Below are 15,473 nucleotides of genomic sequence, written 5' to 3'. Positions count from 1 at the left end.
GCCGGCCACACCGGCCAAGCCCGCTGCGCTCAACAGTTTCATCGTTGTACGACGGTCAATACTCGGACCTTCTAGTTGATCCTTGTCAACGCCTCGCATGACGGGAGGTGACAGTAGATAAACTGACCTAAATATTCGGCCAGATATATCTGGCTTCATTTCTCAGCGTAGACATTATTGATCCGTTCGGTTAATCCTGTTATATGGTAACTGATCACAAACATATAAATACACGGACCGACGGCACCCAACCATGTGGGAAGCAGAACTGGCCGTAAGACACTACGGCTGCCCCGTTTCAGACGTGTCCTCCTCCCACTCGTCGGTCAGAATCGAGAATGTCTCTCGTGTCAGGCTCACTGGCGGTGAAGCGAAGCGATTGCTTGCGGTCGACGGTGCGGAGAGTAAAGTAGCGGCATTCGCAGAGAACTATCGGGATCACGACGCTACGGTCGAGTTCGAGCGCGTCTCAGCTGGTGACGCGAATCGAGCGTACTTCATTAGTGAGGTCAATTACCCAGCCAATAATCCCTCCATCCTCAAGCTCATCGACGACGCCGGCTGCTTCCAGTACTCGACAGTTGTAGTCGAACACGGGATCGAACACTGGGTTGTCTACACTCGACATAAGGACGCACTCCGGAGACTTGTGGACGCCATCGAGGAGCGGAGCAACAACGTTCGACTGGCCCGGAACGTCGATGTCGGTCCCATCAGCGACGAGGAGGCCATTCATTATCACGCGCTCCGATCTGAGCTGACGAAACAACAATTAGCCGCCTTTGAGGCAGCGCTCGAATTGGGGTATTACGCTGAGAATAATCAGGCCACGATTAGCGACATCGCTGCGTTTCTTGATGTTCACCACTCAACGGCAGGGGAACACATTAAACGCGTAGAAAACACGCTTCTCTCGGAAGTTGGAAGACATCTGTTCCCTGACGTGGTCAACCAAAACACGCAGCCTGAGACATTACGGAGTGACCTCTCCGAGTGTTAATCGCTACACTGGTGGTGTTTACTTCCGCAGTTTGGTACGTGGTCCGGCGGACGATGACCGAAAAGCCCTACACCGACGGGGGTGGGACGACTGAGGACGTCCGCCAGACAATGCGTGGCTTCTACGAGAAGGCCAGCCGAGACGAACCGGACTACTTCCCGGCAGATGAGTCAACCGAAAAAGAGTACAACACGAGTCAGTTGATGCCGCAGCGGGATATCCAGGGTGGTCGCGTCACATTCGAATCTGAACCGGGGCCCTCACAGCGAATTTCGATCGGGAAGGGTACGAGGTGTACGATTGCGAAAAACGACTTGTAAAACGGTCCATGTCGGAGAAGTCAGCGACGAGCGTCTATATTGGAGCCCCCGAAGAGTTCGCGGAGTGGGTCGGATTCTCGGTGGGTGAACTGCTGACCAACGAGACAGCGGTCGCGATAGACCGAAATACTTCCGAGTCTAAACACGGGGAGCCCACCGAAGCAGAAGACGGATCCAGTAGATTCCTGTCCCGGTTGCTCGGATGGTAGGCCGATATCGGCAGAAAGTATATCGAGAGATTCGCACGCCGGATGTGCTGATGGCAAACTCGGAGTCCCCGCAGGAAGCGTATCTCAAAGCCTTCGCAACTCTCCACAATGCCATCCTCTAACCTTGACACCCTTTCGGAGAACCATGGAAACCCGTCGAAACTCGACCGACCGCGATCGGCTCACTCGTCCGCCGGTCCCGTGCGCCCCGACCGGTCGGTCGATTTCATGCGCTCCGAGTAGTCCCACGCGTGGAGCCGCTCCGGTTCGATCCGGATCTCGACTTCCTCGCGCTCGGGCCGCAGCAGTCGGTCGGCGGTCGCGTTGTCGACCCCGCCCAGATATCTGCGCAGGAGCGTTCGAAGGAGTCGCTTGTCGTCGTCCGGCGCCACCGTCGCGTGACCGCGGCCGCGGACGCCCTTGTACGGGGGGTCGTTCGTCGACACGTCGAAGGAGACGTGATCGTCGTGTTCGACGAACTCGACGAGGTCGGCGCTCGCGCTCGTCGCACAGCGGATGGCGCCGGTCGGCTCGCCGGAGCCGCCCTCGGCGCCTTCGCCGCTCCCCGCCTCCGGTTCCCACGCGAACCACAGCGAGACGATCCACGGGCGGTCGCTCGGCGTGCGGCAGCCGAGTCGGACCGGGACTCGCGCGCTGCCGAGGAACTCGTCCACGCGCTCGCGGTCCCACGGGCCGGTCGGATCCATACCGATCCATCGGCCGCGTCCCGCCTAACAGTTGCGCCGGGGCGCGTCGCCGGTCCTCGGTCCGCGGCGCGTCCGCGGAACACAAGAGAATTGACCGTCCCCGCGCGAGTGGCGGTATGACCGACTACTTCGAGGTCCACGAGCGCGACGGCGCGGCCCGCCTCGGGGCGGTCCGCCTCGCCGACCCCGTGACGACCCCGGCGCTCGCGGACCCGTTCCTCGACGACGCCGGGAGCCTCTGGGCCGGCGACCGCGAGGTGCCGGACGGCGACGAGTCCGCGCTGACGGTGCTCCCCCACCGGTCGTTCCCGGCCGGCACCCGCGAGGAGGTCCGCGAGTCGTTCGCGGTCGACCACCCCGATGTCGAGTTCCCCTCGGCGGCGGTCGTCGACAGCCGGAGCGCCCGCGACCTCGGCGCCGACGCCTACCTCCTCTCGGACGCGCAGGGGTTCGTCGGCCACGGCGAGGCGTTCCGCGACGCGATCGTTCGTGCGAAGGAGGGCCTGCCCCCGGACGCCGCGCTCGGCCTCTCCGGCGTCGCCACGCCCCGGAACGTCGCGCTCCTCGCGTACGCCGGCGTCGACCTCGTCGACGCGACGCTCGCGCGGACGAAGGGGACGCAGGGGATGTACCTCACCGCCGACGCCGAACACTTCCTCGAGGACCTCGACGAACTGCCGTGCGCCTGCCCCGCCTGCGCGAAGGCCCGGAGCGAGTTCACGCGCGCCGACTGCGCCGACCACAACGCCAACGCCCTCCGCGCCGAACTCCGCCGGGTCCGCGAGCGGATCCGGAGCGGCCGCCTGCGCGACTACGTCGAGGGGCAGGCCCGCCACGAGGGGTGGCTCACGGCCGCGTTCCGCGAGTTCGACGACCAGTGGGGGTACCTCGAAGAACGGACGCCGCTCATGCGCGACGCGGAGCTGACGGCGGCGTCGGCGGAGACGCTCGACCGCGTCGAGATTCGGCGGTTCGCGGACCGCGTCACGAGCCGCTACCGCAACCGATTCACCGACCAGCCGCTCGTGTTGGTCCCCTGCTCGGCCACCAAGCCGTACAGCGACTCCCAGAGCCACCGGCAGTTCCACGACGCGATCCAGTGGCGCGGCCACACCGTGTCGATGACCTCGCCCATCGGCGTGGTCCCGCAGGAGCTGGAGACGACCTACCCCGCCCAACACTACGACTCGGTCGTCACCGGCGACTGGAGCGAGGACGAGATTTCGTTCGTCGCGGAGGTGCTGCGACGGTACCTCGACCGCAACGACTACTCCCGCGTCGTCGCGCACGTCCCCGAGGACGGCTACCGCGAGATCTGCGAGCGCGTCGAGGGCGCCGTCGACGTCGAGTTCGAGTACACCTGCGTCGACCACCCGACGACCGACGAGTCGCTCGGCGAACTGAACGCGGCGCTCGAAGGCGAGCCCGCGTACAGCAAACGCGAGCGCGAGCACAACACCGTCCGCGCCATCGCGGACTACCTCCTCGGAGACGGCGCGGGCGACGACCTCTTCGGCGGGCTCGGCGCGGGCGGCGGTGAGGCCGGCGACGGCGACGAGGCGTACGGCGGGGAGGCCGACGTGCGCACCACCGGTCGCTACCCGAAGCTCCAGGTGTGGGGCGACGACGCCGACGCCGGCCGCGAGGGCGAGCCGGGCGAGCAGCTGGCGACGATGGTTCCCCAGTACGGCACCCTCTCGTTCACCCTCGCCGGCGCGCACCGCTGGGTCGCGAGCGACGCGCCGACGAAGCGGGTCGAGATCGACGCGTTCGTCCCGCACGGCTCCGTCCTCGCGCCCGGCGTCGTCGACGCCGACGACGGGATTCGGGTCGGCGACGAGGTCGTGGTCGAGGGCCCGAAGGCGTTCGCGGTCGGCCGCGCGGCGATCTCCGGCCCGGAGATGGCGGGGGCGACGCGGGGGGTCGCGGTCGAGGTTCGACACGCCGACGAGAAGTGACCGAGCCCCGAAAGACGACGCGGTAGCGGTCCTACGCGCTGTTCTCCTCGACGTACTCCCGAGCCGCCTCTCGGATGACGTCCTCCGGGCCTTCGACGCACTCGCGTCGGAGGTCGGGGTACTGTCCGTCGAGCTCGCGGGCGACGTACCCGTCGAGGTCGGCGACCGCCTCGACCGACATCCCGGCGAGGTGCTCCGAGAGGAGGCTGGCGACGGCGCGGCTGACCGCACAGCTCCGGCTCTCGAAGGCGATCTCCTCGATACGGCCGTCGGCGATCGCGACGTGGAACTCGCCGTCGTCGCCGCAGGTCGTCTCCTCGGAGGACTTCACGAACGTCGGATCGGTGAGTGCGCCCGGGTTACGGGGGCGGTGGTAGTGTTCGCTGACGAGATCGTGGTAGCGATCGGAGGCGAGGTACGCGTCCAGGTCGTCTCGGGCGGTGTCGACGACGTCGAGGAGGCGGTCGATGTCCGCGCGGGTGTTGTAGACGTAGAACGACGCCCGCGCGGAGCCGGGGATGTCGAGCCGGTCGTGGAGCGGCTGCGTACAGTGGTCGCCGGCGCGGATGGCGATGCCTCGATCGTTGAGGAGGCTGGAGAGGTCGTGCCCGTGGACGCCCTCGACGTTGAACGAGACGAGGCCGGTGCGCTCCTCGCCGACGCCGGGACCATACGTCCGGACGAACTCTCGGTCGGCGAGTTCTCTGAGGAGGTACTGCGCGAGTTCGTTCTCGTGGTCGCGGACGGCGTCCATTCCCAGTTTCTCGAGATAGTCGACGGCCGCGCCGAGCGCGATACCCTCCGCGATCGGCGGCGTACCCGCCTCGAACTTCCAGGGAAGCTCGTTCCACGTCGAGTCGGTGAGCGTGACGTTCCGGATCATCTCTCCGCCGAACAGGAACGGGTCGAGCTCCGCCAAGATCTCGCGTTTCCCGTACAGTCCCCCGACTCCAGTGGGCCCGGCGAGCTTGTGGCCGCTGAACGCGAAGAAGTCCGCGTCCATCGCCCCCACGTCGACGGGCCGCGTCGGGGCGGACTGGGCGCCGTCGACGACCGCGTACGCGTCGTGGTCGTGTGCGAGGACCGCGAGGTCGGCAACGGGATTGACCGTCCCGAGCACGTTCGAGACGTGGGGGACAGAGACGACCGCGGTGTCGTCGGTGACGAGGTCGCGGGCGGCGTCCATGTCGAGGTGGCCGTCGGCCGTGACGGGAATGTGGCGGACGGTCGCACCCGTGCGCTCGGCGATCTGCTGCCAGGTGACCAGCGAGGCGTGGTGGTCCATCTCCGTCGCGACGATCTCGTCGCCCTCGCTGAGACGCCGGCTGAGACCGTACGCGACGAGGTTGATGCTCTCGGTGGTGTTCTTGGTGAAGACGATCTCCTCGCGGCCGTCCGCGCCGAGGAAGTCGGCGACGCGGTCGTGCGCCTCTTCGTAGGCGAGCGAGGCCTCGTGACTGAGCTCGTGGATCCCGCGGTGGACGTTCGCGTTGTACCCCGCGTAGAACTCCTCGAAGACGTCGTACACCTGCTGGGGTGTGTGCGTGGTCGCGGCGTTGTCGAGGTAGGTGAGCGGATGCCCGTTCACGCGTCGGTCGAGCACGGGGAAGTCCGAACGAACCGCTTCGGCATCGAAACTCATGTAACTACCAAGAGATCAGTTCTATTTAAATAACTCCCAAATGATATTGGTACTCGATAACGCGGTCGACGGCGGCTACATGGCCGACGAGATCGTCCACTTCCTGCCCGACGCCCGCGTGTACAACTACCCGAACGAGGACGGCGACCCGGCCCTCGATAACGTGGACGGCGTCGTCATCGGCGGCAGCGAGGTCGGCGTGTACGACGAGCCCGACCAGCCGTGGATCGCGGCCCAGAAGCGGTTCGCGCGCCGGCTCGTCGAGGAGGACGTCCCGACCCTCGGCATCTGCTTCGGCCATCAGATTCTGAACGCCGCCCTCGGCGGCGAGGTCGTCGACAGCGGGACCTCCCGCCTCCGGCTCCACGACGCCGAACTCGACGCCGACGAGCCGCTGTTCGACGGCGTCGAACCGAGCGTGCCCGTCCTTCACTCCGACGTCGTGACGGAGCTCGGCGACGGGATGGAGGTCATCGGGCGCGCGGACTACTACGAGTACTTCGCCACGCGCCACCGCGACCGGCCCGTCTGGTCGGTCCAGTATCACCCCGAATTCACGCCTCGGATCACAGACGAGTACGACGACTGGGAGGCGGCCGACGGCTCTTTCGAGGACTCCACCGCCACCCGGACGCTCGCCAACTTCGCGGACCTCGTCGAGTCGTCCGAGAGCGAATCGTAGCGTCCACTCCACTTCTCCGGGACGGCAACCGCAGACGACTCGCGTCGAAAAGCCGCCGGACGACGGGTCAGCGGCTCAGTCGTCCGCGGTCGCCCCGGGGCGGTACGCCTCGCTTATCTTCTTCCACTTGCCCGAGCGGAACCGGAGGTAGTTGATCGCGGCGGGGATCGTCGTCTCCGCCATGAACGCGAGGTAGAGTCCCCACAGGCCGATCGCGGGGAGCGCGACCTCCGGGACCGTGACGCCGACGAGCGGGAGGTCGATAGCCGGGGTCGAGCTGTGGGCGCCGACGTACGCGAGGGGAATCGACACGCAGAACATCCCGAGGAACTGGCTCGCGAAGGGGATCTTCGTGTCGCCGGCGGCGTCGAGGGGGCCGGCGGCCCCGCCGGAGATCCCTTGGAAGATCACCGCCGCGCAGGCCGCGTACACGAGGTTCACGGCGATCGGTATCTCGGGGCTGTCGGGCGACTGGGCGAACAGCGAGACGATGTCGGTCGCGAAGACGGCGATCAGCACCGCGGAGACGGCGTACGTCGCCACCGAGAACCGGATGATGTCGCGGGCGTACGCCTCCGCCTCGTCGGGCCGCTCCACGCCGAGTTCCTGGCCGACCAGACTGGAGGAGGCGAGGCCGAACCCCCAGCCGGGGGTGTTCATGATCCCCCAGATGCGACGCGCGATGACGAACGCGGCCACCGTGTTCTCGCCGAACACGTCGAGGATGGCGAGCATGGGGAACTCGGCGGCCGTCCACACGAGGTTGCGCGCGCCGACGGGAACCCCGATCTCGACGAGGTCGCGTAGCATTTCGGGATTGAGATACGAGCCGGCCGGGTCGATCGCGACCGGGAACTCCCCGACCAGCGGGGCGCTCCCGCGGACGAGTCCGACGGTGAACCCGGCGACCGCGAGGACGTTCGAGAGGACGGTGCCGACCGCGGCGCCCTCGACGCCCCAGCCGAGGCCGAAGATGAACAGCGCGCTGAGGACGATGTTCGCGACCGCGCCGCCCGCCCGGACCCGCATCGCGGTGTACGCGTCGTCGCAGCCGACCAGCACGCGGCTGCCGACGAGGTTGAGCGCGGCGAAGGGGACGCCGAGGCCGACCACGCGGAGGTAGTCGGCGCCGTAGGCGATCGCCGCCTCGTTGCTGCTCAGCGCGTCGATGAACGCCGGCGCGTACAGCCAGAAGGCGCCGCTGACGGGGACGCTGATCGCGATCACGAGGAGGACGCTCGACCGGACCGCGTCCCCGAGTTCGACGAACGCCTCGGCGCTGTACCGCTGGGAGACTAAGGCGATGGTGCCGCCGGCGACGCCGCCGCCGAGCGCGAACGCGAGCCCCCAGTAGGGGCCGGCGAAGCCGACGCCGGCGACGGCGCTGGTGCCGACCGCGACGCCGACCATCGCGACGTCGACCGCGTTCTTCGACATCCGGGCGATCCCGGTCACGATCCGCGGCCACGCGAGGTCGGAGGTCCGGACCACGCGGTGGCGGTCGATCAGCCCGATCCTCGCGAGTGCGAAGCCGATGTAGAGGATGAGCGCGCGGAACGGGTTCGGGAGGTCGGCGACGTACGAGATCAGCGCGCGGAGGGAACTCGGAAGGCGAGACACGGCGGGTGCGCTCCTTTCCCGCTGGCGGCTAAAGGGGTTTCGTCACGCGGCAGGCCGTTCCGGATCGCGGGGTCGGCGGGCCGGGATCGACCCACCGGTCAGGCGCCGGAGACGAGGTACACCGCGGCGGCCGCGAAGACGATTCCGAGCCCCTTCCGGGCCGTGAACGACTCGCCGAGGAACAGGAAGCCGATCACCGACGAGAAGACGAGGAACATCGCGAAGATGGGGGTCACGACGCTCACCGGGCCGAGCGAGAGCGATCGGTACAATGCGAGGATGCCGATCCCGAGGAACACGCCCGCCGCGAGCACGTGGGCCAGCTTCGGCGACGCGAGGTGGGTCGCGAACCCCTGCCCGGTGTACGCGATCACGCCGACCGCCATGGCGACGAGCAGGGTGTTCGAGACGACGACGGCGACGTCGCTCGGGATCGCGTTCGGACCGGTCGTTGCGACGCGCATCAGCGGCGAGACGAGCGCGTACGCGCCCATCGCGAGCAGCGCGTAGGGGAGATAGGTCGTGGCCGTAGCGTCCATACCTCGGGGTCGCCGCCCGGCGTCAAGTGCCTATCGACCCGCGTCCGGCGGCGGCCCGAGCGAGCCCGACTCGTCGCTCGGCGCCGGGTCATCGAGGTGCGGATCCGGGGGCTCACCGTCCGGGCCGGCGCCCGGCGTCTCCGAGCGGTCGACCGGGACGCAGACCGTCACGACCGTCCCGGTCGGCTCGCGCTCGTCGAACGAGATCCGCCCGCCGAGGTGGTCGACGCCCCACTTGACGATCCACAGGCCGATCCCGCTGCCGTGGCGCAGGGGGGTCTCCGTGCCGCGGTCCAACACGTCGTACTCGGCGGGGTCGATCCCCGGGCCGTCGTCAGCGACGGTGACCTCGACCCAGCCGTCCGCGACCGCGGCGTCGATCCGCATCCACGGCGTCGCCGCGTCGTTGTGCCCGACCGCGTTCGTACAGAGGTTCCCGAGGACGACCGCCAGCACGTCCGGGACCGGGACCGGTGCCACCTGCCCGACCTCGATCCGGGCCTCGGGGGCGACCGCCCGCGCCTCCCCGACGGCCTCGTCGACGACGTCCGGGAGCGGCACCGACCGCGACTCCTCCGTCGGGTCGAACAGCTCGCCGGCGGTCCGGGTGCGCTCGCTGAGTTCGAGCATCCGCTCGGCGCTCTCCTCGATGACCGACAGGGCGCGCTCGTCGGTCGGGTCCGAGCGGAGCTGTTCGGCGTACCCCTGGATGAGGTTGGTCTCCGTCCGAACGTCGTGACGGAACACGCGGTTCAAGACGTTGAGCCGCTGCTGTTGGCCGAGGTACGCCCCGACGTCGTGGAGCGTGACGACTCGGGCCGTGGTGCGGTCGTGGTCGTCGATCACGTCCCTGACCGTCGCCTCGTACGGCCGTTGGCCGTCGCGGCCGACGATCGGTATCGGCCGCGGTTTGTCGGCGTCGGCGCCGTCGAGCTCGCGGATCGCGTCGTACTTCGGCACGACGGTCGCCGCGGGCTCGCCGATCGCGTCGCGCCGGTCGATCCCGAACGTCTCGGCCGCGCACTCGTTGAGGTCGACGAGGAGCCCCTCGGCTCCGACGACGAAGACCGGGTCGTGGAGCTGCTCGAAGACGAGCTGGCGCGCACGGCGGCGCGGGGCCGGCGCGAGCGTCAGCAGCCGGAACCGCGAGAGCGCGAGCAGGTACGCGACCCCCGAGACCCCGAACACGAGCGGAGTGGGATCGAGCCCGGGGATCGGCACCGCGCCGGAGAGGTGCGCGAGGTTCCCGGCCCACGGCGCCGCGGTCCCGACGAGCAGCGCCGCGCTCTGTCCCCGGAACGGGCGCGCGTCGTCGCGGATCAGCTGGACGAGCGGGACCGACCCGGCCGCACCGAGGAGGTAGGTGTACCCCGCGATGACGTAGTACAGCGGCCCCGGAACCACGCCGAGGAACGTCCCGACGGCGGTCTCGCGCACCACCCGGTCGACCGCGAGGAGGTTCCCCGGGTCGCCGGCGGCGGCGACCGCGACGGTCGCGGCGGGCACGACCGACACCAGCGCGACGGAGAAGGGAGTCACGTAGCGGTCGTAACCGGTGTACGCGAGCGCGAAGAAGAGCCAGCCGACCGGGATGACCACGACCCCGACCCACTGGACGTCGTACCACAGCGCCTTCGCCGGCAGCGTCGTCGCCTCCAGTTCGAAGACGAGGAACGTCGCCCACCAGACCTGCCCGGCGAGGAGCACGGCGAGCCACGTCGCGCCCGGCTCCGGGCGCTCCCGCCACGCGAGAATCGCCGCCGCCAGTCCGACCGTCACGGCGACGAGGAGGGCGACGGACAGCGGACTCAGCGCTGCCATGGAGTTTTTTACGCAGATTGGATTTATAACTCATTGGGTCGAGTTATCTCATTGAAAAAATCGGTCGCTGCGCCGCTCGGAGTCGGGTTCCTCGCCGCCTCACCCGCCGATCGCGAGCAGGACGGCGCCGGCGACGAGGTAGCTACAGTCGGGCGCGACGCCGAGCGCCGCCCCGCCGAGCCGGTCGGCCAGCGCGGTGACGGCCACGGAGACCGCCAGCCCCGCGGCGAGCGCGGCGAGGACCGGACGCGGGACGGCGTCGACCGCGGCCACGGCCCCCAGCAGTCCGGCGGCGACCGCGTCGACGCCGAGCAGGATCCGGCGGGTCCCGGCGGTCCCGTACACGACCGGGAGCGTCGCCGTGCCCCGCGCCGCGTCGGCCGCGACGTCCCTGACGTTCGGGACCTCGACGTCGACGAACGATCGCACGGCGACGTACGCGAAAAGCAGCGCGACCGTCGGCGCACCGACCGCCTCGAGCGTGACCCCGGTGAACGCGAGCGGCGCGGCGACGACGGCGACCGCCCACGCGATCGCGACCGCGGCGGAGTTGAGGAGGAAGACGTCCTTCAGCCGCGGCACGGAGACGGTCCCGAGCGGTGCGGCGAGGTCGCCGGCGGCCGCCGGCCAGCCGGTGGCGTACCCGACCCACACCGCCCCGGGGACGAGGGCGAGCGCGAGCGCCGCGGGACCGGCGCCGACCGCCAACGCGACCGCCAGCCCGTAGCTCACCGCGGCGGCGGTCATCAGCTGATCGCCGTAACGTAACGCGATCCGCGCCCGAGACGGGGTCGAACTCACGTCGCCCTCGGCGTCGGCGACGTGGTCCGCGGCGTACACCGCGAACGCGATCAGTCCCACCGCGACCGACGCGGCCGACCGCGGGACGCCGAGCGCAACCGTCACGACCGCCACCTCGACAGCCGCGACGAGCGCGGTGAACGGGGCGCCCGCGGCGAACGCGGCGACCCGCCGTACGGCCCCCGAGTCGGGGGGAGTCGATTGCGAGCGATACTGCGCCGTCGTGCCGTCCGGCGCGGACGGCTTCGTCGGTTCGTTCGCCATGGAGACGTCCGCCGCCGGTGGGCGGCGAACGTCAGGTATGGGGGATCGAGACGTATCTATCCACTCCGTAAGGTGTTAATAAAACTCGAATCGTCGCGGTATCAGTTTCTCCCGGAGGCGTCGCGGGCCGGCTTCGGGCTTCAGTACGCTTTTGACCCGAGCGGCCGATCGCTCGCGTATGGACGGAACGCTCGACCACGTGATGATCCGCGTCGAGGACTTAGAGGAGAGCCTCGACTGGTACCAGACGCACCTGAACTACGAGGAGAAGGGCCGCTGGGAGGCGGACACGTTCACCAACGTCTTCCTCGGCCCCGAGGACGTCCACGAGGACGGCGCCCTCTTGGAGCTCACGTACAACCACGACGGCCGCAGCTACGAGATCGGCGACGCCTGGGGGCACATCGCGGTCCGCGTCCCTGAAGACGCGCTTCAGGAGTCGTACGACCGGCTGATGGACGAGGGCGTCGACGACTACCGCGACCCCGAGTCCTGCGGGAACCGCTACGCGTTCGTGAAGGACCCCGACGGCCACGAGATCGAGATCGTCAAGCGCGACCACGGCGCGAAGTGGAGCATCGACCACACGATGATCCGCGTCGAGGACGCCGACGAGGCGCTCGGCTACTGGACCCGCAAGTTCGAGTACACCGAGGTGCCCGGCCGCTGGGAGGCCGACACCTTCTCGAACTACTTCGTGGCCCCAGAGGACGCCCCGGAGGAGGCGATGAAGATCGAGCTCACCTACAACTACGACGGCCGCGAGTACACGATGGGCGACGCCTGGGGCCACGTCGCGGTCCGCGTCGACGACCTCGACGACGCGTGGGACGACCTGCTGACCCGCGAGGCGCCCGACTACCGCGACCCCGCCTCCTGCGACCACAACTACGCGTTCACGAAGGACCAGGACGGCCACGAGGTCGAACTGGTCACCCGCGACTGATCGCCGCTCGAACCGGCGACCCGTCGCGCGGGGTCACTCCGCGAAGTCGACCCCGGTGATCTCGAATCGCGCCCCGCCCGCCTCGCTCTCGACCGCGCGCACCGACCAGTCGTGCGCGTCGGCCACCTGCTCGACGATCCGTAGCCCGAACCCGGTCCCCGACTGCGACGTCGAGTGGCCGGCGTCGAACACCGCCTCGCGGCGGTCCGGGTCGATCCCCGGCCCGTCGTCCTCGACGTAGAAGCCGTCGGGGAGCGTCCCGACCGCGACCGTCACGTCCCCGCCGCCGTGCTCGACGCTGTCGTCGGGCTCCGCCCGACTGTCACCGGGCGGAGCCCGGTTGCCCGAGGGACTCCGTCCCTCGCTGCTCGTGGAACCGTGTTCCACGCTGTCGCCGGACTCCGTCCGGCTGCCAGTCGAGCCGTGCTCGACGCTGTTCCGGATCAGGTTCTCCAACAGCTGTTTGAGTCGCCCTTCGTCCGCGACGACCGTCCCCTCGGCCTCGGCGCGCAGCGTCGCCGCCTTCGTGTCGACGGTCCGCCAGCAGGAGTCGACGACCCGCCCCAGATCGACCGGCTCCGCGTCGGTCACGGGGTCGCCCTGCCGGGCGAGCGCGAGCAGGTCGTCGATCAGCGCGGTCATCCGGTCGTGCGCGCGCTCGACCGCCGCCAGGTGCTCGCTGTCGCACTCCCCGCGGGCGAGTTCGGTGCGGCCGCGCGCGACTTCGAGGGGATTCCGAAGGTCGTGTGACACCACGCCGGCGAACTCCTCTAACCGGTCGTTCTGGCGCTCCAACTCCGCGGTCCGCTCGGCGAGCCGGCGGGTGCGCGCCTCGGCCTGAAACGCCGTTTCGGCCGCGGTCGCTAAGATCCCGGCGAGGTACTCGTCGACGCCGCCGAACACCCCCGGCTCCGTCTCGCCGATCGCGATCGTCCCGTACTCGCCTATCGGGACGATCAACAGGCTGCGGAGCGCCGTGCCGGCGTCGAGCGCGTCCGTCGTCCGGATGTCGTCGTACATCCGCGGCTCGCCCGCCTCGAACGTCTCCCAGTTGAGGCTCCCGTCGTCGGGCGAGTATGTCTCGCGGTCCGGCAGCAGATCCGCCGCCTCCGACGAGACGGCCATCGGAACCAACCCGCCGGCCGCCTCGTCGTGGATCCGGACGGTGACGATCGAGAACCCCAGCACGTCGGTGGCCGCCTCGACCGCCCGCCGGGCGATCTCCTCCCGGGACTCCGCCCCGACGAGCGTCCGCGTGGCCCCGTGGAGCCGCTCGACGCGGCGCTCCCGTTCGATGCGGTCGAGCGCCGCCTCGAGGTGGCCGGAGAGGATCTCGGCCACGAGGACGTCGGTGTCGGTGAACTCGCGCGGCTCCGGCGAGGAGACGACGAACAGCCCGTGGTCGCCGATCGGGCGCAACACGAGACTCTCCGCCGGCGAGGACTCGTCGAGCGGCTCGTACGTCGAGAGCTCGTCGACGACGACCGACTCCTCGCCGTGAAAGGCCTCCCACGCCAGCGCCGCCCGGCTCCCCTCCGGCGCGTCCCGGTCGTAGGACGGCTGCGTCTCGAACAGCGCGGGGACCGACTGGCCGAGCGCGGCCGGTTCGAGGCTATCCCCGTCCGCCGTTCGCAGGTGGATCCCGCTGAGCCCCGCGTCGATCAGGTCGTCGACCGCCTCGACCGCCAGTTCGGCCGCCTCCTCCGTGGTCCGGGTGTAGTTGAGCTCCCGCGTCCACTCCCGGAGCCGGGAGAGGGTCCGCTCGCGCTCCTTCCGCTCGGAGACGTCGCGCGTGGTGACGACGTACCCCTCGACGCCGTCGGTCTCGATCCGGTCGCTCCCGACGGACTCGAGCCAGCGATACTCGCCCTCGGCCGTCTCGAACCGGTACTCGGCGCTCGGGGGCGTTCCGCCGGGGTCGACGCTGGCGAAGGCCGACTCGACGGCCTCGCGGTCATCGGGATGGACGTAGTCGAGCGACCGTTCGCCGAGCAGTTCCGACGGGGCGTGGCCGGTCACGCGCTCGCAGGAGGGGCTCAGGTACCGGAACCGCCAGTCCCTCGACAGCACCGCGACCACGTCGCTGGCGTGCTCGATGAACGCCCGGTGTCGGTCGCGCTCGGTCTCGTCGCGGATCACCCCGACGAACTGCCGCTCCCCGTCGACGGCGAACTCGCCGTACGACAGGGAGACGGGGACCTCGTCGCCGTCGCGGCGGAGCGCGTTGAACCGAACGTTCGACCAGTCGACGCCCCGCTCGCCGGTGTCGAGGTACCGCTCCATCGCCTCGCGGTGGTCGTCGCGGTGTCGCTCGGGCATCAGCGTCGTCAGCGGTTTCCCTTCCAACTCCGACGGTTCGTACCCGAGCACGGACTCGACGGCCGGGTTCGCGAACCGGATCACGCCGTCGGTGTCGATCGTGACGATCGCGTCGGACGCGCCCTCCGCGACCGCGCGGAACTGCTCGACCGCCTGCTCGGCGTCCCGCTCGGCACGCCGCTTCTCGACGGCCTCGACGATCCGGTTCGCCAGCCGCTCGTACCGCTCCGTGCCGCCGCTCTTCTGGAGGTAGTCGGTGACGCCGGCGGAGATGGCCTCGCTCGCGACCTCCTCGCTCCCGCGTCCGGTGAAGAGGACGAAGGGGAGGTCGGGGTCGCGCTCGCGGACCGACTCGAGGAACGCGAGGCCGTCCTTCCCGGGCATCTCGTAGTCTGACACGATACACTCGACCTCCCGGTCCGCGAGGACGTCGAGCCCGGCTGCGGCGTCGGCCGCGGTCTCGACCGCCAGCCGGTCCTCCTCGCGTTCGAGGAAGGAGGCGGTGACCGCGCGCAGGTCCGGGTCGTCGTCGACGAGGAGGACCGGAATGCGGTCGGACATACGTCCCGAATACCGAACACCCGGATATAACGGTTTTGGCGTTGACAGGCTCTGTCTCCGAACTTCGCCGGGAGGGGGACCGAT

The 15,473-nt window shown here is 69.3% G+C and carries 11 protein-coding genes and 1 pseudogene; 5 read left to right on the top strand and 7 right to left on the bottom strand.

The window, feature by feature from the left end:
• Nucleotides 1–253: 253 nt before the first annotated feature.
• Both EXE45_RS11550 and EXE45_RS11545 read left to right on the top strand, forming a co-directional pair.
• Nucleotides 254–1,000: a helix-turn-helix domain-containing protein gene (locus EXE45_RS11550; RefSeq protein WP_137694434.1), complete on the top strand. Its 747-nt coding sequence runs from the start codon at nucleotides 254–256 to the stop codon at nucleotides 998–1,000.
• Between the two features lie 35 nt (nucleotides 1,001–1,035).
• A pseudogene (locus EXE45_RS11545) lies at nucleotides 1,036–1,529 on the top strand (hypothetical protein); the annotation flags it as partial.
• 182 nt (nucleotides 1,530–1,711) lie between these two features.
• Here the strand turns inward: EXE45_RS11545 and EXE45_RS11540 are convergent.
• Nucleotides 1,712–2,236 carry a pyridoxamine 5'-phosphate oxidase gene (locus EXE45_RS11540; RefSeq protein ID WP_092922189.1) on the bottom strand — a complete coding sequence of 175 codons (525 nt, stop codon included), beginning with the start codon at nucleotides 2,234–2,236 and terminating at the stop codon, nucleotides 1,712–1,714.
• 116 nt (nucleotides 2,237–2,352) lie between these two features.
• Between EXE45_RS11540 and arcS the strand changes: the two genes are divergently transcribed.
• The gene (arcS, locus tag EXE45_RS11535) at nucleotides 2,353–4,194 is read left to right on the top strand and encodes an archaeosine synthase subunit alpha (protein ID WP_137694433.1); all 1,842 of its coding nucleotides are present in this window, start codon (nucleotides 2,353–2,355) and stop codon (nucleotides 4,192–4,194) included.
• A gap of 31 nt (nucleotides 4,195–4,225) precedes the next feature.
• Here arcS and EXE45_RS11530 read toward each other — a convergent pair whose 3' ends face one another.
• Nucleotides 4,226–5,836 (bottom strand): SufS family cysteine desulfurase, encoded by a 1,611-nt coding sequence (locus tag EXE45_RS11530; RefSeq protein WP_092922193.1) that lies wholly within the window; start codon nucleotides 5,834–5,836, stop codon nucleotides 4,226–4,228.
• 40 nt (nucleotides 5,837–5,876) lie between these two features.
• Between EXE45_RS11530 and EXE45_RS11525 the strand changes: the two genes are divergently transcribed.
• On the top strand, nucleotides 5,877–6,518 hold the full coding sequence (locus tag EXE45_RS11525) for a type 1 glutamine amidotransferase (protein ID WP_092922195.1): 642 nt from the start codon (nucleotides 5,877–5,879) through the stop codon (nucleotides 6,516–6,518).
• 75 nt (nucleotides 6,519–6,593) lie between these two features.
• On the opposite strand, the gene EXE45_RS11520 is transcribed toward EXE45_RS11525, so the two are convergent.
• From EXE45_RS11520 to EXE45_RS11505, 4 genes are all read right to left on the bottom strand, one after another.
• Nucleotides 6,594–8,138, bottom strand: coding sequence for an MATE family efflux transporter (locus EXE45_RS11520; protein WP_137694432.1), 1,545 nt, complete (start codon nucleotides 8,136–8,138; stop codon nucleotides 6,594–6,596).
• Between the two features lie 98 nt (nucleotides 8,139–8,236).
• A complete protein-coding gene (locus tag EXE45_RS11515) occupies nucleotides 8,237–8,677 on the bottom strand; it encodes an EamA family transporter (RefSeq protein ID WP_137694431.1) in 441 nt (146 codons plus the stop codon).
• A gap of 30 nt (nucleotides 8,678–8,707) precedes the next feature.
• Nucleotides 8,708–10,498, bottom strand: coding sequence for a histidine kinase N-terminal 7TM domain-containing protein (locus tag EXE45_RS11510; RefSeq protein ID WP_137694430.1), 1,791 nt, complete (start codon nucleotides 10,496–10,498; stop codon nucleotides 8,708–8,710).
• Between the two features lie 99 nt (nucleotides 10,499–10,597).
• On the bottom strand, nucleotides 10,598–11,563 hold the full coding sequence (locus EXE45_RS11505; protein ID WP_137694429.1) for a hypothetical protein: 966 nt from the start codon (nucleotides 11,561–11,563) through the stop codon (nucleotides 10,598–10,600).
• Nucleotides 11,564–11,741: 178 nt separating this feature from the next.
• Between EXE45_RS11505 and EXE45_RS11500 the strand changes: the two genes are divergently transcribed.
• The gene (locus EXE45_RS11500; protein ID WP_137694428.1) at nucleotides 11,742–12,509 is read left to right on the top strand and encodes a VOC family protein; all 768 of its coding nucleotides are present in this window, start codon (nucleotides 11,742–11,744) and stop codon (nucleotides 12,507–12,509) included.
• A 33-nt stretch (nucleotides 12,510–12,542) separates the two neighbouring features.
• Here the strand turns inward: EXE45_RS11500 and EXE45_RS11495 are convergent, their stop codons facing one another.
• On the bottom strand, nucleotides 12,543–15,389 hold the full coding sequence (locus EXE45_RS11495; RefSeq protein ID WP_137694427.1) for a PAS domain S-box protein: 2,847 nt from the start codon (nucleotides 15,387–15,389) through the stop codon (nucleotides 12,543–12,545).
• Nucleotides 15,390–15,473: the final 84 nt, after the last annotated feature.

This window comes from Halorubrum sp. SP9 (genome assembly GCF_005435015.1).
GTDB classification, from domain to species: domain Archaea; phylum Halobacteriota; class Halobacteria; order Halobacteriales; family Haloferacaceae; genus Halorubrum; species Halorubrum sodomense.
This window is presented reverse-complemented; position numbering and strand designations above follow the sequence as displayed.

What these genes read in the sequence shown, in the direction of transcription:
- EXE45_RS11550 (WP_137694434.1), top strand. Translation starts at nt 254, where the DNA reads ATGTGGGAAGCAGAACTGGCCGTAAGACACTACGGCTGCCCCGTTTCA.
- EXE45_RS11540 (WP_092922189.1), bottom strand. Translation starts at nt 2,236, where the DNA reads ATGGATCCGACCGGCCCGTGGGACCGCGAGCGCGTGGACGAGTTCCTC.
- arcS (WP_137694433.1), top strand. Translation starts at nt 2,353, where the DNA reads ATGACCGACTACTTCGAGGTCCACGAGCGCGACGGCGCGGCCCGCCTC.
- EXE45_RS11530 (WP_092922193.1), bottom strand. Translation starts at nt 5,836, where the DNA reads ATGAGTTTCGATGCCGAAGCGGTTCGTTCGGACTTCCCCGTGCTCGAC.
- EXE45_RS11525 (WP_092922195.1), top strand. Translation starts at nt 5,877, where the DNA reads ATGATATTGGTACTCGATAACGCGGTCGACGGCGGCTACATGGCCGAC.
- EXE45_RS11515 (WP_137694431.1), bottom strand. Translation starts at nt 8,677, where the DNA reads ATGGACGCTACGGCCACGACCTATCTCCCCTACGCGCTGCTCGCGATG.
- EXE45_RS11510 (WP_137694430.1), bottom strand. Translation starts at nt 10,498, where the DNA reads ATGGCAGCGCTGAGTCCGCTGTCCGTCGCCCTCCTCGTCGCCGTGACG.
- EXE45_RS11505 (WP_137694429.1), bottom strand. Translation starts at nt 11,563, where the DNA reads ATGGCGAACGAACCGACGAAGCCGTCCGCGCCGGACGGCACGACGGCG.
- EXE45_RS11500 (WP_137694428.1), top strand. Translation starts at nt 11,742, where the DNA reads ATGGACGGAACGCTCGACCACGTGATGATCCGCGTCGAGGACTTAGAG.
- EXE45_RS11495 (WP_137694427.1), bottom strand. Translation starts at nt 15,389, where the DNA reads ATGTCCGACCGCATTCCGGTCCTCCTCGTCGACGACGACCCGGACCTG.